21 protein-coding genes are annotated in these 22236 nt (G+C 49.1%); 2 read left to right on the top strand and 19 right to left on the bottom strand.

Annotated features, from left to right (window positions below):
• Positions 1-45: 45 nt before the first annotated feature.
• On the bottom strand, positions 46-1728 hold the full coding sequence (locus DNHGIG_RS15890; protein ID WP_282200504.1) for a DAK2 domain-containing protein: 1683 nt from the start codon (positions 1726-1728) through the stop codon (positions 46-48).
• Positions 1729-1739: 11 nt separating this feature from the next.
• Entirely contained in the window at positions 1740-2105 is a 366-nt protein-coding gene (locus DNHGIG_RS15885) for an Asp23/Gls24 family envelope stress response protein (RefSeq protein ID WP_282200503.1), read from the bottom strand.
• A gap of 228 nt (positions 2106-2333) precedes the next feature.
• Between DNHGIG_RS15885 and rpmB the strand changes: the two genes are divergently transcribed.
• Positions 2334-2525, top strand: a complete 192-nt coding sequence (gene rpmB / locus DNHGIG_RS15880) for a 50S ribosomal protein L28 (RefSeq protein ID WP_282200502.1) — start codon at positions 2334-2336, stop codon at positions 2523-2525.
• A gap of 28 nt (positions 2526-2553) precedes the next feature.
• Here rpmB and spoVM read toward each other — a convergent pair whose 3' ends face one another.
• The 16 genes from spoVM to DNHGIG_RS15800 form a co-directional block, all read right to left on the bottom strand.
• On the bottom strand, positions 2554-2634 hold the full coding sequence (gene spoVM / locus DNHGIG_RS15875; protein ID WP_282201455.1) for a stage V sporulation protein SpoVM: 81 nt from the start codon (positions 2632-2634) through the stop codon (positions 2554-2556).
• 190 nt (positions 2635-2824) lie between these two features.
• Complete coding sequence (rpe, locus tag DNHGIG_RS15870) at positions 2825-3481, bottom strand: ribulose-phosphate 3-epimerase (RefSeq protein ID WP_282201454.1); 657 nt, start codon at positions 3479-3481, stop codon at positions 2825-2827.
• A 5-nt stretch (positions 3482-3486) separates the two neighbouring features.
• Positions 3487-4368, bottom strand: coding sequence for a ribosome small subunit-dependent GTPase A (gene rsgA, locus DNHGIG_RS15865; RefSeq protein ID WP_282200501.1), 882 nt, complete (start codon positions 4366-4368; stop codon positions 3487-3489).
• A 15-nt stretch (positions 4369-4383) separates the two neighbouring features.
• The gene (pknB, locus tag DNHGIG_RS15860; protein WP_282200500.1) at positions 4384-6363 is read right to left on the bottom strand and encodes a Stk1 family PASTA domain-containing Ser/Thr kinase; all 1980 of its coding nucleotides are present in this window, start codon (positions 6361-6363) and stop codon (positions 4384-4386) included.
• A complete protein-coding gene (locus DNHGIG_RS15855; protein WP_282200499.1) occupies positions 6360-7127 on the bottom strand; it encodes a Stp1/IreP family PP2C-type Ser/Thr phosphatase in 768 nt (255 codons plus the stop codon). Before DNHGIG_RS15855 ends, pknB begins: the two co-directional genes overlap by 4 nt.
• Positions 7128-7139: 12 nt before the next feature.
• Positions 7140-8228, bottom strand: a complete 1089-nt coding sequence (gene rlmN, locus DNHGIG_RS15850) for a dual-specificity RNA methyltransferase RlmN (RefSeq protein ID WP_282200498.1) — start codon at positions 8226-8228, stop codon at positions 7140-7142.
• Between the two features lie 26 nt (positions 8229-8254).
• Positions 8255-9592 carry a 16S rRNA (cytosine(967)-C(5))-methyltransferase RsmB gene (gene rsmB, locus DNHGIG_RS15845; RefSeq protein ID WP_282200497.1) on the bottom strand — a complete coding sequence of 446 codons (1338 nt, stop codon included), beginning with the start codon at positions 9590-9592 and terminating at the stop codon, positions 8255-8257.
• A 4-nt stretch (positions 9593-9596) separates the two neighbouring features.
• Complete coding sequence (gene fmt / locus DNHGIG_RS15840; RefSeq protein WP_282200496.1) at positions 9597-10550, bottom strand: methionyl-tRNA formyltransferase; 954 nt, start codon at positions 10548-10550, stop codon at positions 9597-9599.
• An 18-nt stretch (positions 10551-10568) separates the two neighbouring features.
• A complete protein-coding gene (gene def / locus DNHGIG_RS15835) occupies positions 10569-11036 on the bottom strand; it encodes a peptide deformylase (protein ID WP_282200495.1) in 468 nt (155 codons plus the stop codon).
• A gap of 193 nt (positions 11037-11229) precedes the next feature.
• Entirely contained in the window at positions 11230-13698 is a 2469-nt protein-coding gene (gene priA / locus DNHGIG_RS15830) for a primosomal protein N' (RefSeq protein WP_282200494.1), read from the bottom strand.
• Positions 13695-14897 (bottom strand): bifunctional phosphopantothenoylcysteine decarboxylase/phosphopantothenate--cysteine ligase CoaBC, encoded by a 1203-nt coding sequence (coaBC, locus tag DNHGIG_RS15825; protein WP_282200493.1) that lies wholly within the window; start codon positions 14895-14897, stop codon positions 13695-13697. The genes priA and coaBC overlap by 4 nt, the downstream gene beginning before the upstream one ends.
• Positions 14898-14977: 80 nt before the next feature.
• Positions 14978-15184 carry a DNA-directed RNA polymerase subunit omega gene (rpoZ, locus tag DNHGIG_RS15820; protein ID WP_282200492.1) on the bottom strand — a complete coding sequence of 69 codons (207 nt, stop codon included), beginning with the start codon at positions 15182-15184 and terminating at the stop codon, positions 14978-14980.
• Between the two features lies 1 nt (position 15185).
• On the bottom strand, positions 15186-15800 hold the full coding sequence (gene gmk / locus DNHGIG_RS15815) for a guanylate kinase (protein WP_282200491.1): 615 nt from the start codon (positions 15798-15800) through the stop codon (positions 15186-15188).
• Positions 15801-15818: 18 nt separating this feature from the next.
• Positions 15819-16085, bottom strand: a complete 267-nt coding sequence (gene remA / locus DNHGIG_RS15810; protein ID WP_282200490.1) for an extracellular matrix/biofilm regulator RemA — start codon at positions 16083-16085, stop codon at positions 15819-15821.
• A 20-nt stretch (positions 16086-16105) separates the two neighbouring features.
• A complete protein-coding gene (locus tag DNHGIG_RS15805; protein WP_282200489.1) occupies positions 16106-16987 on the bottom strand; it encodes a YicC/YloC family endoribonuclease in 882 nt (293 codons plus the stop codon).
• Between the two features lie 229 nt (positions 16988-17216).
• Positions 17217-19943: a calcium-transporting P-type ATPase, PMR1-type gene (locus DNHGIG_RS15800; RefSeq protein ID WP_439647748.1), complete on the bottom strand. Its 2727-nt coding sequence runs from the start codon at positions 19941-19943 to the stop codon at positions 17217-17219.
• 145 nt (positions 19944-20088) lie between these two features.
• Here DNHGIG_RS15800 and DNHGIG_RS15795 point away from each other — a divergent pair, with 145 nt between their 5' ends.
• Positions 20089-21813 (top strand): Rqc2 family fibronectin-binding protein, encoded by a 1725-nt coding sequence (locus DNHGIG_RS15795; protein ID WP_282200488.1) that lies wholly within the window; start codon positions 20089-20091, stop codon positions 21811-21813.
• 105 nt (positions 21814-21918) lie between these two features.
• Here DNHGIG_RS15795 and DNHGIG_RS15790 read toward each other — a convergent pair whose 3' ends face one another.
• On the bottom strand, positions 21919-22155 hold the full coding sequence (locus tag DNHGIG_RS15790) for a hypothetical protein (RefSeq protein ID WP_282200487.1): 237 nt from the start codon (positions 22153-22155) through the stop codon (positions 21919-21921).
• Positions 22156-22236: the final 81 nt, after the last annotated feature.

Raw genomic sequence — 22236 nt, 5'->3', positions numbered from 1 at the left:
TAACAAACATTCCTGTCCCTAGGGACAGGAATGAATAATGGTTGGCTATTCGATAGAAAAGATAAAGTCATATAAAGGTTGTCCCCCGTATTGAAGCTCAAACTCACAATGTTTATACGAAGAAGACAACTTATCTACCAGCGATTCGGCATCCCTTTGTTTTACGCTCTCACCATAGAAAACAGTCACAAGTTCATCATCTTCATCCAATATTTTCGCAAGCAATTCTTGAGCAGTCAATTCCTGTTCATGGCCGATCGAAACCACTTTTCCTTCGTAGAGCCCCAAGTAGTCTCCTTCGCGAATCTCATGTTCTTGAAAATGGGAATTTCTGACCGCCTGCGTGATCGAAGCCGATTTGACTCGACTGAGAGCTTCCGTCATCATCGCTCGATTCTCTTCCTGAGAATGCTCCTCATGAAAGGCGAGCACTGCGGCGATCCCTTGCGGAATCGACCTGCTTGGAATGACAGTCATGCGCTCTCGCAGAACGCTTTGTGCCTGCTCTGCCGCCATAATGATGTTCGCGTTGTTTGGGAGAACGAAGACATGTTCCGCTCCGGTTTCTTCGACGGCTTTCATGATATCTTCTGTCGAAGGGTTCATCGTCGGTCCGCCCTCAATCACCTGAGTGACCCCAAGACTTTGAAATACCTCGACGATCCCTTCACCTACAGCAACCGTTACGATCGCATATCGTCTTGCAGCCCTTTGTTCCGAAGGCTCCTCTTCATGCACTTCAACCGTTTCCTGAACGTTATGATGAAGACGATGATATTGTTCCGTCATGTTGTCGATCTTAATCTTGGACAAAGGGCCAAAATCCATGGCACGTTCTAATACTTTCCCCGGACGCATAGCATGAATATGTATTTTGACGAGTTGTTTGTCCGCGACGACGAGAAGTGAATTTCCGAATCCACTAAGAGCTTGCCGTATTTGTTGTTCCGCACTCTCATCCGTTAGAGGACGATTCTCCAAACGAATAAAAAATTCGGTGCAATAACCGAATTCGTCCGTACCATGGTGCGGAGCCAAACTCGGCGATCGGACGTTTGCATCCGAAGAAAAGCGATCGATGAGTTCCTGGATTTCTCCTTCCATTTCTTCCCCTGTCATCGCCGCCAGAAAACCTTTGTATATGTATACCAGACCCTGACCGCCTGAATCGACAACTCCTGCTTGACGTAGGATCGGCAGTTGATCCGGGGTACGGGCAAGCGCGCGTTCCGCTTCCGCAACTAAGACTTCCAAAACGGATCGGATTGTAGCATCCGCTTTCTTTGCAGCCGCTTGTGCCGCCCTGGCTGCTTCCTTGGCAACGGTTAGAATCGTTCCTTCCACCGGCTTTACAACCGCACGATATGCGGTCTGTACACCGTTTTGCAGAGCGCTCGCAAATTGCCTGACATCGATCTCGTTCTGCGAAGCAATTGCATGAGCAAAACCTCGAAATAACTGTGAGAGAATGACACCCGAGTTTCCGCGTGCACCCATAAGCAGTCCCGTCGATAAGGAATTGGCCAGTTTGTACAGTTCCGTGCCTTTATATTCCATCATTTCTTGTACACCGGAAGCAAAAGACATGCTCATATTCGTTCCCGTATCACCGTCTGGGATCGGAAAAACGTTTAATGCGTTTACATGTTCTTTGTTCGCTTCCAGACTGTGATGAGCGGCCAACACGATTCTGACAAATCGTGTTCCGTCCAACACTTTCTGATCCATGAAGTCCCTCCTCATCGGTCACCGGTCACCCGAACACCTTGAACAACAATATTCACTTTATCGACGACGAGACCTAACATGGTCTCCAAGGTGTATTTGACCTTTTCCATAACATTGAGAGCCACTTCGGAGATGCGAGTGCCGTAACTTACTATGATGTAAAGTTCTACGATCAACTCATCGTCAAGAAGCTTCACTTCGACCCCTCTGCCGGGATTTTCTTTACCCAAAAGTTCTGTGATACTATCTTTCACCTGTTTGCGTGAAGCCATTCCAACCAAGCCATAACAATCCATCGCAGCCATACCGGCGACCGTAGCGATGACATGTTCCGATATCGAGATTTTTCCAAACGATGTTTGCAATTCTTTCGGCATGGGTTGCACCTCCAGATCACTTTGGCCGATTATATTATTCTAATTTTACTATATCCCAATACCCGCGGAAAGTCATTCTCTTTCTTAAGCGAGGTAACCATTCGCTGCTCTGTTGTTGCACGTCATTCGCGAATATGATATTATCATTGAGTCGATTTGTGAGAATCAGATACAAGATGTGGAAGGGGAACCCATCGGATATTGTTCCCTTTAAGGAGGTGCAAGGAAATGGCTAAGCGTTGTGAAGTATGTGGCAAAGAACCAAAAGCGGGAAACCAAATCTCCCACTCACATATTTTGACCAAACGTCGTTGGTTGCCGAACATTAAACAAGTTCGAACCATCGTAAACGGTACCGTAAAGCGCGTGCGCGTTTGCACCCGCTGTCTGAAAGCAGGCAAAGTCAAGCGTGCCATTTAAAAGAAAAAGCACCTGTTGAAGGTGCTTTTTAACTTTTTTGAAAAGCATTCAATAATGCTTTGACTATACCACCAAGAAACTTCGGTAATTTAATTGTATAAAACCTCAACGTGACCCCTCCTTCATTTGATCCCTACCCTCACCGGAATGACAGATGATGCCGCGACAAATGTTCACACCTCAAATGTAATACGTTGGGCGATTACCGTCGGTATATATATATTCCCTCCCGGATAAAATGTGCCAAGAACCACAAAGAGACTCATGAAAACAAAAAAGCTGCCCTTTTTTCGAGCAGCTTAACCGTCTGATCCACGAATTTGACGAATCATCTGTGCACGGTCTTCCGCCTTGAAAATCGCGCTTCCCGCCACTAATACGGAGGCTCCGGCTTCCTTGACCAGGTCTGCCGTCTCCACATTGATCCCTCCGTCCACTTCGATATCCACGTGTGTCAAATGATTCTCGTCCAGCAGGGTGCGAAGTTCGCGGATCTTGGGGACAACATGATGGATAAATTTCTGACCGCCAAAACCTGGGTTCACAGTCATCAGCAAAACCATGTCCAAATCGTTGATGACATGCTGGATCATCGATATGGGCGTATGCGGGTTCAATGCAACTGAAGCTTTTACGCCCAAAGACTTGATCAATTGAAGCGTGCGATGCAAATGGGGACACGCTTCTACATGAACACTGACCACATCAGCCCCTGCCGCTACAAACTCAGGGATATAGCGATCCGGTTCTTCAATCATCAGATGAACATCGAGAGGCAGACGGGTATGACTTTTAATCGCATCGACAACAAACGGGCCCATCGTGATATTGGGTACGAAATGTCCATCCATCACATCCACGTGCAACCAATCAGCCCCGCCATCCTCTACGGTTCGTATTTCCTTGGCAAGTTCTGCAAAATCGGCCGCCAATAAAGAAGGTGCGACTTTGATCATCACTGTTAAAACCTTCTCTCTTTCATATCTTTTAGTTCTGAGAGAAACTCCAGATAATTTTGGTACCGCCACGGCGCCATCCGTCCTTCCTGAGCGGCCGGACGCACCGCACATCCCTCTTCTGTTTCGTGCAGACAACCGCGGTAGAGGCACTGTTGACCCAGTTCGAAGATTTCGCGGAAACAAGCGGCGAGTTCTTCCGGTTCCATGTCTCCAAATTCCAATTGGCTGAACCCTGGGGAATCCGCCACATATGTCCGGCTGGCAAGACGGAGAAGCTCGACATGTCTTGTCGTATGCCGTCCGCGTCCGTGCTTGTGACTCACTTCCGCCGACTTGAGACGCAATTCGGGAGACAGTTGATTGAGCAAGGACGATTTACCGACTCCCGACTGCCCGGCCACTACGGAGATTTTTCCGTTCACAAGTGACCGAACATCCTCGATTCCTTCGCCCGTTCGACTGGAAACCATGAGTACTGGATACCCCAATTTCTCGTACGCGGACACCCATAGTTGACACTCGTCCCCATTCTCTAACAGATCGGATTTCGTGAACAAAATGACACCTGGTAAACGTGCGCGTTCCGTATGTACGAGAATGCGATCCAGCAGCCACAAATTTAATTCCGGTTCTTTCACAGAGAAAACAAGTAAAACCTGATCCACATTGGCGATTGGCGGACGAACCAGTTCGACTCTCCGTGCGAGGATCTCCTCGATTACGCCTTCGCGCGTTCCGATCGGTGTATAAGTGACTTTATCACCGACGAGCGGTATGATCCCTTTTTTCTTAAAAACTCCGCGGGCACGACACATACGGATCGTTTGACCATCTTCCACATAATAGAATCCAGACAACGCTTTAACAATTACTCCTTCTTGCATTTCACACCTCTGGATCTATTGTTGTGTATTATAAGGAATTTTCTTCTCATCTTTTAACACTCCATCCTGATACACGCGAATGACACCGTCTTTACCGGGTTGCAGGGTTAACGTCACCGGAATGGTGCGAGAAGTTTTCAATGTGTCTTTAAATACTTCCACATCATCACCGGTTGCATCGCTCTTCGTGACGCGAATCTCAACGGGAGGTTTGTTTTCATCCACCGTCACTTTCACATCGTACGAAGCAGTTTTCTGTCCCTGTGCAGGAGTAGCAGGCGGCCCTTGTGAAATCACAAGCCGGATTTGTTCGCCCTTAGCTACCTGTGTTCCAGCCTGCGGCGACATGCGAATCACCGTGTCAGCCGGTTCGTTTGACTGTTCTTTGTCGATCCCCGAAACACTCAACCCTGCTTGAACTAATCGATTGGTTGCATCATTCACATTCTTACCGATCACATTTGGAACGGTAACCATTTCAGGACCTTTCGAAACATAAATTTTCACAGGTGTTTTTCCGGGAACGATCGTAGTACCCGGATCAGGCTCCTGGGCAAACACTTTTCCTTTGTCAACTGAGTTATTATACGTTTCTATAATTTGATAATCCGAATCTTTCAGTTTTGCGTCTTTCAACGACCGTTTCGCATAATCGAGCGAGAGTTGCGCCAGGTTCGGCATCGTAATCGATTGTTGCCCCTTGCTCACATACAAGGTGATGATGCGATCCGATTTCACCTTTGTACTCGGTTCCGGATCCTGTTTGAATACGTGCCCTTCCGGTTGTTGATCCGCACTGTCAACCGGATACTCATCGACCCGTTTGATGTTTTCCTGTTTAAAACCTGTGTCAACAAGTTGCTGAACGGCTTCATCATAGGTCATTCCGATCACCCGCGGTACTTGTACATCCGGCGGACGGTTATAAGCAAACATCAAATAATAACCGGCAGAAAGACCGAGAATGAGGATGAGCAGCACAGAAAATATCCATACGAAAGGCTTCCACCATTTTTTCCGACGATTTTCCTTCTGCTGAACCGATCCTTGCGTACGTTCCATGCTCGCTTTCTCTTCTCGCTGGTCATCACGGGAAGCTTGTTGCAATCCGATGGCCGGGATCTGAATCGTCTTTTGTTCAACCGTCTGAACAGGAGGTACGAACTTGGGTACATCCGGACGGATGAGCGCATTTTCGAGATCATGATACATCTCGCGAGTAGACGGATAACGCACATGCGGATCTTTCGCCAACGCTTTTAAAATGATATTTTCGACGCTCTGCGGGATTTCGGGATTCAATTGTCTCGGCTCGACAAAATAATCTTGTAGATGCTTGAGTGCAACCGTTATGGGACTCTCACCCGAAAAGGGCAACTCCCCTGTTACCATTTCGTAGAGAACGACCCCTAATGAATATATATCCGATTTTACGTCAGTAATCCCGCCGCGGGCTTGTTCCGGAGAAAAATAATGAACAGAACCGAGTACCGATCCGGTGTGTGTCATCGTATTTGAGGTGATCGCCCGCGCGATGCCGAAGTCGGTAACTTTTACGCGCCCTTCTTTACTGATCAGAACGTTATGCGGTTTGATATCCCTATGTACGATGTTGTTCTCGTGTGCATGATGCAGAGCGTTACAGATCTGCTTGGCGATGTCAATCGCTTCTTCAATGGGGAGAGGCCCTCTTTCCTGAATGATTTCTTTTAACGTTTTGCCGTCCACATACTCCATGACGATGTAGTAAATTTCTCCTTCTGTACCTACATCGTATATATTCACGATATTCGGGTGTGAAAGGCTGGCAGCCGCTTGTGCTTCCCGGCGAAACCTGCGCACGAAATCTTCGTCCGAAACAAACTGGGAGCGTAGAACTTTAATCGACACAGAGCGATTTAACAACATGTCGAGAGCGCGATATACGATCGCCATCCCTCCTCCGCCGATACGTTCCATGATCTCATAGCGATTGCCCAATATACGGCCGATCACCTGCCATCACCCCGCTCCTCGTCTTCATCTGTATTGCGTACGGCAACGACCGTGATGTTATCGTTCCCGCCTTTTTGCAGTGCGAGGTTTACCAATTGTTGCAGTTTGCTCTCCATAGTTCCTTCTCCGCGCAACACATCCGCGATGATCTCCTCGCTGATCAGGTTGGTCAAGCCGTCCGAGCAGAGAAGCAGAATGTCATCTTTTACCCACGGGGTATGCAGGGTATCCACTTGGACATACAAGTCTGTACCCAACGAGCGTGTCAAGATATTGCGCTGCGGGTGATTGTTAGCCTCTTCTGCGGTGATCTGGCCGCTTTTTACTAGCTCGTTCACCAGCGAATGATCATCGGTCAGTTGGCGAATACTTTCTTTGTTAATCAAATACGCGCGACTGTCCCCGATGAAACCGAGCCACACCTCTTTCCTGTCATACAATGCAACAACGATGGTTGTCCCCATACCAGAGCAGCCGGGCGTACTGGACGCCCGGCGATAAACCGCTTGATTGGCGATCTGAATCGCTTCCGTTACCAATTCTAAAGGTGATACGTCTTCCGGTATTCCTTCCTTCATCCGTTGACGCAATTCGCTCTCCACTTCCTCGATCGCCACGGAACTGGCCACTTCCCCAGCCCGATGTCCTCCCATTCCATCCGCAACCATCACGACACGGTATGGATGTGTATCGAGAAGAAGTGCATAACCGTCTTCGTTCACCTGGCGAACCAATCCGATATGAGTCATGGCAGCTTGTTCCATGAAACTCCCCCCTCAGACTCTCCCCTCTTTCTGTGCACGCAATTGACCGCATGCTGCCGCGATGTCGCTTCCCATTTCGCGGCGCACGGTCGCGTTAACCCCCAAACGGTTCAATTCATCGACAAAAGCCCGGATATCTTCCTTCGATGAGCGCTTCCAGTTTCTCTCCGGCACATAATTGACCGGAATCAGGTTGATATGGCAGGGCAGGCCTTTAACAAGCTCCGCCAATTCGCGAGCTTGAGGCAATTGATCATTGACCCCGCCAATTAACGCATACTCAAAAGAGATCCGTCTCCCCGTTTGGGCAAAATAATAACGGGCTGCATCCATCAATTGTTCTACGTTCCATGCTCGATTGATAGGCATCAAGGATGTGCGAAGTTCATCATTCGGCGCGTGCAAGGATATCGCAAGGGTGATTTGTCTTTTTTCATCGGCCAAACGGCGGATTGCGGGAACCAGGCCGCTCGTTGACACCGTGATGTGACGCGCACCGATATTAAGCCCGTATGGGTTTGTGATAATATCGACAAATCGCATCGACGGCTCATAGTTTTCGAGCGGTTCTCCCGATCCCATCAGGACGACCGAAGAAACGCGCGCTCCTTCCTCATCGAGCATCCGTTGCACAGCCATAATCTGCTCCACGATTTCTCCAGCCGTCAGATTCCTGATCAATCCTCCAAGCGTCGATGCACAGAATGTACATCCCATACGACAACCGACCTGCGTAGACACACACACCGAATTCCCGTAATTATGACGCATCAGGACGGTCTCAACCGTTGCGCCATCACGCAACTGAAAGAGAAATTTCGTGGTCCCGTCTTTTTTCGATACCTGACGCGTGATTTCCTTCATGGTTCGTATCACGGTTGACCGTTGTAAATGCTCGCGTAACGCTTGGGGTAAATCGGTCATTTCGGAAACGGATATCGCCCTCTTTTTGTACAGCCATGTAAATACCTGTTTGGCCCGAAATTTGGGCTGCCCAAGACTTTCCATCCATTGTTCCATTTCCGACAATCGCATATTATATAATTGAGTCTGTATATCCGTTTCTTGGGGAGATAAGACTTGCAGTTCGATCTGGATCACCTTCTCTGTTTGAAGTCATCAGTCTTTTACATTTTTCTCAGCCGTACCATGAAAAATCCGTCACTTCCGAAATCGTGCGGTAAAATTTGCACAGTCCTTTCCGCAATCCGCGCACGTTGGCATACATGCGCAGGCAAATACGGTTCCGGCGCATCGATTTGAAAATCATCCCGTTCTTGCAAAAATTCCCGTATCACATCGATATTTTCTTCCGGTCCCACCGTACAAGTGGAATAAACGAGGATACCCCCCGTATGTAATGAATCGGCTACGGTTCGTAACAGTTCTTGTTGAATCTTGCGAATAGCACGCACATCACTCGGTTTCTTCTTCCATTTAAGATCGGGCTTACGACGAATGACGCCAAAACCAGAACAAGGCGCATCGAGCAAAATCGCATCAAATTTCCCCAGCTGACTGATCTGCTCGCGAATATCTCCCGCCAGCGCACGGATCGATGTCAAACCAAGGCGTTTGGCGGCCGTGCGAATCAGCTCCACTTTGTGTTGATGGATATCGGTAGCGACGACCTCTCCTTCATCCCCCATTTGTTCCGCCAAATGGGTAGTCTTTCCCCCCGGTGCCGCGCACGCATCCAGAATCCGCATGCCTGGCTTTGGAGCGAGGAAAGGAGCGACGAGCATCGAACTTTCATCTTGAACGGTGCAATACCCTTCACGAAATGCCCGCAATTTTGTCACATCCCCACCGTTTTGCAACACGACACCATCCGGGCTGACCAATGAAGCTTTGGCGTTAAACCCTTCTTTTAAAAGTATATCCAGAAGCTCGTCGGTTGTTATGCGGCATCTGTTCGCACGCAAACTGAGGGAAGGCCGCCCATTGTTCGCCTCGCACATGGCTTTCGTTTCCGCAAATCCGTAGGATCGAATCCAGCTACGCACAAGCCAGTCAGGATGCGAGTGTACGATTGAGAGATACCGAACGGGATCGTCTTCAGGTGACGGTACTTTCAAATCAGGCTGCCTTTGTACAGCGCGTAACACGGCATTCAAAAAACCGGCCGCACGCGGGTTTCTCCTCTTGGCGATTTCGACCGCTTCATGAATCGCGGCGAAGGCGGGCACGCGATCCAGCCATTTCAACTGGTATACAGTCAAACGCAAAAGGTTGCGCACCCACGGTTCGAGACGCTCAAGCGGCTGTTTTGAACGGGGGCGTATATACGCGTCAATCGTGTTTAAACGCTGCACGGTTCCGTACACGATTTCCGTACATAATGCGGTGTCTTGCGGAGTGAAACGGTTTTTTCGCAGTGCGTTCTGCAGCGCCAGATTGCTATAAGCATCCTGTGTTTCAATGGAAAGCAATACATCTAACGCGACTTCTCGTACAGTCTTCATCCGTTCACATTCCTTCGCTGATAGATACAAGAAAACGGCTTCCTGGAGCCATCTGTTTTCCCCGTAAAAACGCTTCAACGCTCATCCGTTTTTTTCCGGCCGGTTGAATCTCTTGAATCGCCACGATACCTTTCCCTGCTTGAACGCGAATGGCATCATTCGTGACAGAGAGCACAGTACCCGGTTCATCTTGAACCGAATACTCATCATCGATTCGCGCTTTCCATATTTTGAAAATTTTGTCCTCACTGGTTGTAAACGCCACCGGCCACGGATTGAGGCCGCGAATTTGATTGACGATCTGCCTTGCCGGTTTCGTCCAGTCGATCTGTTCATCTTCCCGTGTGAGATTCGGTGCATAAGTAGCCAAACGTTCATCCTGTGGAGTCCCTTGGACGTCACCTGACAGGATGTGCGGTAACGTTTCGCTTAATAGCTTTGCACCCGCTTCTGCCAGCTTGTCATGCAATGTTCCTGCCGTATCTTCTTCGGTGATCGGAACCGTCACTTGTGACAAAATATCGCCCGCATCGAGCGCTTCGACCATCCGCATGATCGTGACACCCGTTTCCTTGTCGCCTTCGATGATCGCCCGATGGATAGGCGCTCCCCCCCGCCAACGCGGCAACAACGAAGCATGAACATTGATGCACCCAAGTGAGGGGAGATCAAGGAGCCGTTTCGGAAGGATTTGTCCGTACGCTGCTGTGATCAGCAGATCCGGTTTGAGCGCTGCTAGTTTGTCCAAAGCATCTTCCGCGCGCACCTTCTCCGGCTGGAAAACGGGAATCTTCAAATCTTGTGCCGCGATCTTTACGGGGGGAGGTGTGAGTGTGCGCCCGCGACCTTTCGGCCTGTCCGGTTGTGTAACAACCGTAACGATCTCATGCGGAGATTCCGCGAGCGTCTTGAGACTGGGCACCGCAAAATCGGGAGTTCCCATAAATATGATTCGCATCCTCGTCACCTCAGCCAATTACTTGCGCAGTCTGTCTAGCTTGGTATATTCAGGCAAATGATCGATGAAGAGGACGCCGTTCAGATGATCGATTTCGTGCGCGAGCGCCCTTGCCAAAAGACCTTCCCCGTCAACCGTGATCTCTTCCCCATGACGGTTGAGCGCTTTAACCACAACGCGGTTCGGACGCAACACATCCGCGTGAAATCCGGGGATGGATAGACATCCTTCCGGACCGTACTGTTCGCCTTCCGTCAAAACGATTTCCGGGTTTACCAATTCGATTAAACCTTCGCCGATGTCGATAACGACGACTCGTTTCAAAACACCGATTTGCGGCGCGGCCAGACCCACCCCTTCCGCGTCATACATGGTATCAGCCATATCGTCCAACAATTTGTGGATATTCTTAGTAATTTCCGGAACCGGCTTTGCCACTTGTCGTAATACCGGATCTCCTTCCAATCGAATCATTCGAATTGCCATGGTTACTTTCCCCCATTTCTGCATGTATCATATTACAAATCATCGTTCTTATGAAAGAGGATGTTAATAAAGCAGTCTTGCCTTTACTCCGCGATCGTCGGCTGTCTCTCCTTGAACGGCCTGATCCTGTTTGTCCTCTTTTTGAACAGGCGCTGAAAAGAAGAGCGCATGCATTTATTTCATATTTTATTCTTTATAGCACCATTTGCGCATTGACATCCACCGAGAGGACACCGTCAATCTTTTTCGCTTTTGCCCGTGCGTGGAAATAGGCAGCCAATAATTCCGCTTTCACTTTCTTGTATGATTTATATTTGATCACTTGATGAAAACGATACTTGCCATGCAAACGGGCGAGAGGTGCAGCAGTCGTTTCATGAACGATCACTTCGGGATCTTCCGAAAATCGCCGGCGCATCCAACGTTCCGTTTCTCTCGCAAGGCGATAAGCTTCTTTTTGGGATTCATGTGCTGCGGTGAAAACGGTCATTTCCCAAAATGGCGGATGATCGAGGGAGTGACGTATTTCGATCTCTTTTTGGAAAAACCGCTCATAATCTTGTGTTACCGCACACTGAATCGCGTAATGCTCGGGATGATAGGTTTGCAAGATGACCTCGCCCGCAGCATCATGCCTTCCAACCCTGCCCGCCACCTGCGTCAATAATTGAAAGGTACGTTCCGCCGCCCGAAAATCAGGTACATTCAAGGACGTATCCGCTGTGATGATACCGACAAGTGTAACCCCTGGAAAGTCGAGGCCTTTTGCGATCATTTGCGTACCCAAGAGGATATCCGCTTCGCGCGCGCCAAACGTACGTAACAGCCTTTCATGACTGCCCTTTGTCGCCGTTGTGTCCACGTCCATGCGGATGACCCTTGCTTCGGGAAACAAACGCAACAGTTCTTCTTCTACTTTCTGTGTACCTGTTCCAAAATTGCGGATATGTTGACTTCCGCATTCCGGACATCTCCCAGCCACCTCTTCCGAATGTCCGCAATAGTGGCAGCGGAGGATCGGTATACTATTCAAATAGTGATAGGTCAAGGAAACATCACATGACGGGCAACGGGCAACATATCCGCACGCTCGGCAAAGGATGAATGTTGAATAGCCCCTCCGGTTCAGAAAGAGGATCATCTGTTCGCGATGGGCCAGCTTCTCCGCGATCGCCTCATGCAATCTTCGCGAGAATATGGAACGGTTACCCTGTTTCAGTTCCAATCGCATATCGACGATTTCCACGGGAGGCAGAGGCTTTCGATTGACGCGTTCGGGCAAAAGGATACGGGTGACTCTGCCTTTCGCTGCTGCATAACGGACTTCCATCGAAGGTGTGGCTGACCCGAGCACGACGGTCGCTCCGTGATACAACGCTCGGAAATACGCCACCTCACGCGCATGATACTTCGGGTTTTCTTCCTGCTTGTAAGAAAGTTCATGCTCTTCGTCGATGATAAGTAGCCCCAATTTTTCAAATGGCGCAAAAACCGCGGATCGCGCACCAACCGCGATGGAAACTTCTCCTTGACGGATACGCCTCCACTCATCATAGCGTTCGCCCGGAGACAAACGGGAATGTAACACAGCTACATCCTCACCGAATCTTTTTTTGAAACGCTCGACCATCTGCGGGGTGAGCGCGATCTCCGGAACGAGAACGATCGCTTGTCTTCCCATTTGTACACACGCTTCAATCGTCTGCAAATAGATTTCGGTCTTTCCCGACCCTGTGACCCCTTGCAGAAGGACGGTATGAGCCTGTCGAGTCTGTAACATGCTCAGAATCGCGGAATAGGCTCGCTCCTGCGCAGCGGTTAAAGGCAACTTCCCCTCTTTTTCCCCTATATATCTCCCATGATATGGATCGCGTCTCTCTTCACGTTGTTCAATATCCAAAATTCCTTTTTGTCTCAGTGCCTCAATGGTTGAACGTGCCGCTTTTGTAGCGGCGAGCAGATCCCGAAGCCGCACGGTTCCCCCTTGATGCAAAAGCCAAAGGGCCACCTCTTTTTGTTTGAATGCGTTTGCTTGTAAGTGATCCAGTTTTTGCAGCAAACTTTCTCTGTCCATTTGTAAGACGACATACGCGACTTGTTTCTCTTTGACTCCTGTCCGTTCCATGAAGCGTTCGGTGATTGCACCCTTTTGCAGTAACTTGGCGATCGCCCCCCGCCAAGAAGGGTGGTCTTTCAACAATTGCGATTTCACCTGAGGCCCTTTGTTCTTGAGAAATGATAGGACTTCCTTTTCTCGTGCATCAAGTATCGCTGGAGTCACGTCCGATGCTTCTATGACCAGCGTCGATTTGAAACGCATACCGCCCGGCAAGAGAGCTTGTACCGCTTGCGCCCGAGTACAAATGTATCGTTCACACAACCAATCGGATAGTTCGATCAGCTCGGGCGTCAATGGAGGTAATTCATCCAACACGCGGAGAATCGGTTTGACTTTCTCCAAAGGGGTTTCCGGATTGTTTGTAAGAGAGACGACATATCCTTCCACGCGACGCGGACCAAACGGAACGAGAACTCTCATGCCGATGACGACACGCTTCTGTAATTCTTCGGGAATGAAATATTGAAACGTCCGATCCGTTTCGTGTGATTTCACATCGACGATAACTTCTGCCAATAACATTTTCGTTAGTTTTGTACTCACTTCCGCTCCGCTCGCAACCTTACAATCTCATCAATGATCGCATGCGCCACTTCCAGTTTGGAAAGGAGAGGTAAACGCTTGGTCGGGGAATCGCGAAAGACAAAAATGACCCGGTTTGTATCGACGGCAAATCCGGCATCCGCTTGCGAAACATCGTTGGCGACAATCATATCCGCATTTTTCTTCAACAATTTATTTCGTGCATATTCCTCAATATGTTCCGTCTCTGCAGCAAATCCCACGAGTATTTGACCGGGTCGTTTACGCTTGCCGACTTCGAATGCGATATCCGGATTGCGTACAAATTCCACTGTCAATATGCCATCCCGCTTTTTCAGCTTCTGGTCATACACTTCTTTCGGACGGTAGTCTGCCACCGCTGCGGCTTTAACGATCACATCCTGTTCCGGCAAACGCTCCATCACCGCTTCATACATTTCGAGTGCCGACTGGACGGGAACAAAAGTAACCCCCGGCGGTACCGGCAATCTGTTCGTTCCTGAAATCAGCGTGACCGAAGCCCCTCGCGTTGCAGCCGCTTCCGCGATTGCATAACCCATTTTTCCGGTAGAGCGATTGGTCATGTAGCGTACAGGGTCGATCGGCTCTCGCGTGGCACCCGCTGTGACCAACAAAGAAACACCTTCCAAATCACGCTTGACTTGTACCATTTGTGAGATGACCTCAAACAATTCTTCCGGTTCCGGCAGGCGTCCTTTCCCTTGCCATCCGCACGCGAGTAATCCTTCGTTCGGTTCCATAATCCGATAACCGAACTCGCGCAACGTCCGCAAGTTGCGTTGAACAGCCGGATTCGCGTACATGTTCACATTCATCGCGGGAGCAAACAAAACAGGCGCTTTTGTGGCAAGTACGGTTGTGGTCAACATATCATCCGCAATGCCGTTCGCCACCTTTCCGATAATATTAGCGGTAGCGGGGGCGATCACCATGAGATCCGCTTTGTCCGCAAGTGCGATATGGCTGATTTCGGCGGGATTTGGTTCACTAAAAATATCGATAATGACAGGATTTTTCACGATGCTTTGAAAGGTTAGCGGAGTGACAAACTTGACGGCCGATTCGGTCATGATCACGTGTACTTCCGCCCCCGCTTTGACCAATGCTGAACAAAGAGAAACTGTCTTAAAAGCGGCAATGCCTCCTGAGACTCCGACTACAATCACCTTGCCGACCATGGTTTACCCCTCCCAACCTGAAAATGGTGCCCGTCAACGGAGGAACCCATCCAAAAAAGAAACAACCATCAGGTTGTTTCTTACTTGATTCCTTCTTTTGTTCGGACGAATTTGATTTTCTCTTCCGCGATCTCATTCAATGCAACAGTAACATTTTTGTTCGTTTGCACTTTGACGAGCTTTTCTGCTCCGTCTTGCAATTGCCTTGCACGTTTGGCTGCTGCGACAACCAAAGTATATTTGCTGTCCGCCAGTTTCATCAGGCGGTCAATGGAAGGATATAACATCCTACGTTCCCTCCTTTATAATCTGATCATAGTATTCGCGATTGCGCGCCACTGAACACAACTCCGCCTGAATAATCGACCGTATGCGATCTACAGCATACTCCACTTTATCGTTAACGACAACATAATCATATTCGCTGATGTGCTTCATTTCATCTGCAGCGGCGCCGAAACGTAAAGAAAACGACTCTTCTGTCTCGGTTCCACGTCCGAGAATCCGTTTCTTCAATTCCTCGAGGGAAGGCGGAATCAGGAAGATAAATACCCCGTCAGGAAACTGGCGCTTCACCTGTTTGGCCCCTTGGATATCGATCTCCAAAAGGACATTCTGTCCTTTGGCCAGACGTTCTTCAATCGGTTTTCTCGGTGTGCCGTAATAGTTCGTGTACACTTCCGCCCACTCAAGCAGTTCGTTGTTTTCGATCATATCGAGGAACTGTTCTTTCGTTTTAAAATAATAATTGACGCCTTCCACTTCACCGGGACGAGGCGGACGCGTCGTACAGGAAACGGAAAACCATAAGGTAGGGAGAACAGGCATAAGCGCCTTCGATACGGTACCTTTTCCGGCCCCCGATGGTCCTGAAAGAACGATTAGCAAACCTTTTTGAACCATGATTGTGCCCCTTTAATGCTATTCTTCCTCATCTTGATTGCTGTCTTTTGCAATCAGACGGTGTGCTACTGTCTCCGGCTGAACAGCCGAAAGGATCACGTGGTCACTGTCGGTGATGATGACCGCACGGGTACGCCGACCGTACGTGGCATCGATCAGCATCCCGCGATCCCTCGCTTCTTGAATGATTCGCTTGATGGGCGCGGACTCAGGTGAAACAATGGACACAATACGATTCGCCGAGACTATATTACCAAACCCTATATTTATCAATTTAATGCTCACAGTTCATACCTCCCACGCATTTACTCAACATTCTGCACCTGTTCGCGAATTTGCTCTAAAACACTCTTCGCTTCCACGACAGATGCAGACAACGAGAAATCGTTCGCCTTGGAACCGATGGTATTAAACTCCCGATTCATCTCCTGTACGATAAAGTCCAACTTGCGCCCAATGGGTTCTTCTAGCTTCAAGGCATCGGCAAACTGGCTGATATGGCTTTTCAGGCGTACCAGTTCTTCTTCTATGTTCACACGATCCGCCATCAATGCCACTTCCATGAGGAGTCGTGAATGGTCGACTTCCGTAAGCCCTGACAACAAATCACGCATTTGAGTTTCTAATTTTTGTTTATATTCGAGAACGGTCTGAGGACTTCTCACTTCCATGCGTGCCACGATTTCTTTCAATACCTCCAACCGGTTCTCAAAATCGCGTTGCAACCGTTGCCCCTCCAGCAACCGCATTTGAACGAGAGCTTCCAACGCTTCGCTTACACATTGTTGCAAAAGCGATCCCGTGATCTCTTGATCTGCTTCTTCTTCCTCGATGCGCAGAAGTTCGGGAAATTGCAGAAGGTCTGACACCGACATATCATTGTCGATACCGAGTCTTTCACTCAGTTCGTCTGCAACGTTTTTCAACCGCTCGGCAAGAACCGTGTCGACCGACAAGGTACGTGCATCCGTCGCGGTCTTCTCCACTGTTATGTAGACATCGAGACGGCCTCTCTTTACACGTGAAGCCACGATTTTTTTTAATGAATCTTCCAATGAAAGATACTCTCTCGGCATGCGAAAAACGATATCGCAGTACCGATGATTGACAGCTTTGATTTCTACCGTTGCACGATATCCATCCATGGACAGTTCCGCGCGACCATACCCGGTCATGCTCTTAATCATATGGATATCCCTTTCTTTCGGATTTGAAACCTTATCCTATTCTACTTCATTTTCCCCACAAAAAACAAGGATTCTCAAGTTTTCTTACGTATTCTTTGATTCTGGGGGATTTTCGGCGCTCTGCGACGGGCCCTGTCCCCTCGTTTTCTTACTTGCCGTTCAGTGATCGAAAAGACAAATAAAAATGGGCCTACATCTGTGTCAGGCCCTAATGAACGTCTATTCAAGACTAACGACGGCTGAGACCCAAACGCGGCTTCGCTTGTCGAGTCGCCCGGCGTGCAGCCAACGCGAAAGTTGGGATCGCAGATGCCACGAGTACGAGTAACCAGTCGACAACACCGAGGGGAACCGTTCGGAAAATCGGCTGCAAGGAGGTCACATACATGACAGTGAGTAGCAACAGAGTGGACGAGAGCACGGAAGCGACGAGCCACATATTTTCGAAAAGATTGCGTGAGAAGATACCTTTTTCCACAGAGCGGCAATCAAACACATGGATGAGTTGAGCCATCACCAATGTTGCGAAGGCCATGGTCTGCGCTTTCTCGAGATTGGATGGGTCTGTTTGCAAACCGTACCAAAAGACAGCCAGTGTAGCCAAGCCTATCAAGATCCCACGCGAGAGAATTTTAAATCCAAGCCCCCTTGCGAATATACTCTCTTTCACGTTTCGAGGGGGGCGCTTCATAATATCCGCTTCCGCCTGATCGACACCGAGGGCGATCGCCGGCAATCCATCGGTCACAAGGTTGACCCATAAGATCTGTATCGGTAACAGAGGCAACGGAAGCCCCATGAGCATGGCGATGAACATCGTTACGATCTCGCCCACGTTTGATGCGAGTAAATAACGCACGAATTTGCGAATGTTATCGTAAATGCCGCGCCCCTCTTCGATCGCCGCGACGATGGTAGCAAAATTGTCATCCGATAAGATCAGCGCAGACGCTTCTTTGGCCACATCTGTGCCCGATTGTCCCATCGAAATACCGATATCGGCCGCTTTGATCGCCGGCGCGTCATTTACGCCGTCGCCTGTCATCGCTACCACATGTCCCCTTGCTTGCAATGCTTTGACGATACGCAGTTTGTGTTCAGGCGATACGCGCGCAAATACGTAGGTATGATCTACTTTGTCGATCAGTTGTTGATCGGTCATCTGTTGCAAATCGTTCCCGTTCAGCACGATCCCTTTTGCGGGCAGGATCCCCAGTTGACGCGCGATCGCTTCCGCAGTCGCTTGATGGTCACCTGTGATCATGATCGTTTTAATACCCGCACGTTTACATTTTTGTATCGCTTCAAACACTTCTTCACGAGGGGGATCCATCATCCCTGCCAATCCTACAAAAACGAGATTTTGTTCAGGATCCCTCTGTTTCAATTGCTTGATGTCATAGAGAGGACGGTAAGCAAAACCGAGAACGCGCAACGCTTCGCGGGCCATCTCTTCATTCGCCTGAATGATCGATTTGCGCAAAGAAGCGGAGAGGGGAACAACTTTCCCTTCCACCAACATATGGGAACAACGGGATAAAAGGACATCCGGTGCCCCTTTCACCAGGAGATGCATTTCACCCTCCTTGTTGCGCGTAAGCACAGACATCATTTTCCGCACCGAATCGAACGGGATCTCTTCCACTCTTTGTTCGACCTGCTCTATGGCGTCCGTGCGGATTCCCGCTTTGCCGCCTAACACGAGCAATGCTCCTTCCGTCGGATCGCCGTTCACTTGCCAGAGAGTCTCCTCTCCTTTCCCTTTGTTCACTTTGACCAGTTCAGCGTTGTTACACAAGACACCGATTTGCAACAGTCTTTTCAAATCGGGACGGCGATTCGGATCGATGGTTCTACCGGACAGAAGAAACTCTCCCTGCGGTTCATATCCCGAACCGGTTACTCCGTAAAAAATACCGCCGAGCCACACTTTCTGAACAGTCATCTTATTTTGTGTCAAAGTCCCTGTCTTATCGGAACAGATAACCGTGGCACAGCCCAGTGTTTCCACAGAAGGCAATTTGCGCACGATGGCGCGCCGTTTGATCATTCTTTGTACGCCAAGCGCGAGCGCGATCGTTACGATCGCGGGCAATCCCTCAGGGATAGCGGCCACAGCCAATGATACACCTGCGAGGAACATCTCGTACATTTTCTGTCCATGAAGGATTCCCGTGATGACGACTACGGCTGTAATCCCAAGGGCTACATAAACGAGGATCTTTCCCAAATGTTCGAGACGCATTTGCAAAGGAGTCATGGCATCTTCCGCAGATTGAATCAAATCGGCTATTTTTCCCATTTCGGTCTGCATACCCGTAGCCACGACAACCGCCTGACCTTTTCCGCGAGTCACCATCGTTCCCATATAGGCCATATTGCGACGGTCCCCCAGTCCGGCTTCAGGGTCATTGATCCTCTCTACAAGTTTGGCTACGGGTAAAGATTCTCCCGTTAATGCAGATTCTTCCGTCTCCAATCCGTGTACTGCGATTAGCCTGAGATCGGCAGGTACACGGTCTCCCGCTTCCAACTCGATGATGTCGCCAGGAACCAACTCGGCTGCCGGAATGACACGTTTTTTCCCTTCTCGAATCACACGTGCTGTTGGTGCAGATAATTCCTTTAATGATGCCAACGATCGTTCGGCACGCACTTCCTGAAAGAAACCGAGAAACCCGTTGACAATGACGATCGCGATGATGGTGATCGCATCTGTATATTCTTCGAGCAGTCCCGAAATCAGGGTCGCTCCCAAGAGCACGAGAATCATGAAATCGCGAAATTGATCCAAAAACAGTGTTAAAAGGCTTTTCTGCTCCCCTTCTGCCAAGCGATTCTCTCCGTATTGTTCCCGTCGTGCATACACGTCGTCTTCCGTTAAACCGGACAATTTTACTTCTTGCTTTTGCAGGCATTCTTGTACACTCATGGAATGCCAGTACGTCTTCTGCACCGAGTGCCACCCCTTTTCCGTCAACATTCATTATCTAACCCCATGTCTATGCTTGACCGCATAAGAACATGCCCTCCCTCGTCCAACTGTTTGACGATCCTATGCGCGCTCTTTATACTGGGATTGACTGAAAGAGGTGATTCTCATGGCATTCGACGGGGTTGTCTTGCGTGCGGTCACACACGAACTGGAATCAACCATTTTGGGTGGCCGTGTGGACAAAATTCATCAACCGCTTCAGAGGGATCTCCTTTTGCAAATCCGCAATCAAGGAAAAAACTACAGGCTTCTTCTGTCTGCCCATCCGGTCTACCCTCGCGTTCACTTGGTCGAACGGTATCACGCCCAAAATCCGCTGGAACCCCCTATGTTCTGCATGCTTCTGCGCAAACATCTTGAAGGGGGGCGAATCACGCGCATTGAACAAGTCGATAATGAACGCATCCTGATCATCGCTGTGGAAAATCGGGATGAATTAGGGGATCTGACAGAACGCCATCTCGTGGTTGAAATCATGGGCCGGCATTCGAATATCATCTTGCTTGACCCTTCCGAGCAACGCATCCTTGACGGAATCGTACATGTAAACTTCTCTACGAGCCGGCACCGTGAAGTCTTGCCCGGACGTCCATATATCGCACCGCCCGAGCAGGGGAAAGCGAATCCTCTTACCGCTACGCGCGAAGAATTTTTGCGATTGCGCAAAGAACACCCTGAACTCGCTTTCGATCAATTTCTCGTGCGCATGTATAGCGGGATCTCTCCGTTACTCGGAAAGGAGTTCTCTTATCGTGCGGCATCGGACGATCCGATCGCGGAATGGGAGTCGTTTAACGAGGTTTTGAAAAAACTTCGCGTTCATGACTACGAACCAACGATTGTTTGGGACGGGGACGGAAAGGCGCTCGCTTTCTCCGCGGTAACTCTCACCCATAAAGAGGGTACACGTGAGCGAATGAAAAGTATTTCTCAATGTATCGAGACGTTTTTCCATGAAAAAAGCTGGCAGGATGCGCTCAAACAGAAAGCGGGAGATATCGAACGTCTGCTTCAAACGGAGCTTTCGAAAAATCGAGCCAAATTACGTAAATTTGAGGAAGCGATTGAGGATTCGAGAGAAGCGGAGACCTACCGATTGTACGGGGAACTGATTACCGCCCATTTGTATCAAATCGATAAAGGGCTTACTGAAGTCAGTCTCCCGAATTTTTATGACGAGAACATGAAAAAAGTCTCCATCCCTATGAATCCAGGTCTTACACCTATGGAAAATGCCCAAGCTTATTTTAAGAAATATAACAAAGTGAAGAAATCGATTCCTATTCTTGAAGAGCAGATTCGTTTGACACGCGAGGAAATCTCCTATCTGGAAAGCGTACTCGAACAACTTCGTTTTTCTAACTGGAATGATTTAGATGAGATTCGTGAGGAATTGGAGCAAGAAGGATATCTGAAAGCAAAACGAAAAAACAAAGGAAGCAAAAAACAACCTCCTGTCCGTCCTGAATATTATCGTTCTTCCGATGGTATCGATATCTATGTGGGCAAAAACAACCGGCAAAACGATTATTTGACAATGAAAATGGCATCCAGCACAGATACTTGGCTGCATACAAAGGATCTTCCAGGTTCTCACGTCGTCATCCGAGCAAAAGAGCCTTCTGAAACCACACTCTTCGAAGCTGCGAACTTGGCTGCTTATTTTTCAAAAGGCAGGGAATCTTCACAGGTTCCGGTAGACTATACGCTGATCAAACATGTGTGGAAGCCGAATGGTGCAAAACCGGGTTTTGTACTTTATGAGAAACAAAAAACGATCTATGTAACGCCAGACGCTGAACTGGTCAAACGAATGAAGGTAGGGAATTGAAGCCTGGAATCAACCAGATACATGGAAGATTAGCAGTTCAGTCCCGGCACCTCACCGTACCGGGACTTTATTTTGACCCTACCTGGGTCAGCATCTCCGTGGCGGTCAGCCGTTTTTGCGCCGTGCGATGATCATGAAGTGATCTTGATGGCCGCCCTTGACATGCCGCTCGAAACCGTTCTGTTCGAGCAAATCGAACAATGCGTCCGCTTGGATCGAGTCTGAGCCTTCCATCATGACCCTCAACACATCTTTGCCTTGCACTCGCGGCAATAACTCCTCCAGGCGCTGATAATCATGCGCATCGATCCGGTCGCCTGTGTGAAAGAAGATTTCGCTCATGCAATCGGCCTCCCCTAATTTCTGTGGTTTTCCTAAAACAAACCGTTTTTGCCGATTGTAAGCATACCAACTAAAAATGGG

The organism is Collibacillus ludicampi, assembly GCF_023705585.1.
GTDB classification, from domain to species: domain Bacteria; phylum Bacillota; class Bacilli; order Tumebacillales; family BOQE01; genus Collibacillus; species Collibacillus ludicampi.
Note: the sequence above shows the minus strand (reverse complement) of the source record. Positions and strands in the feature narration are given on the sequence as shown.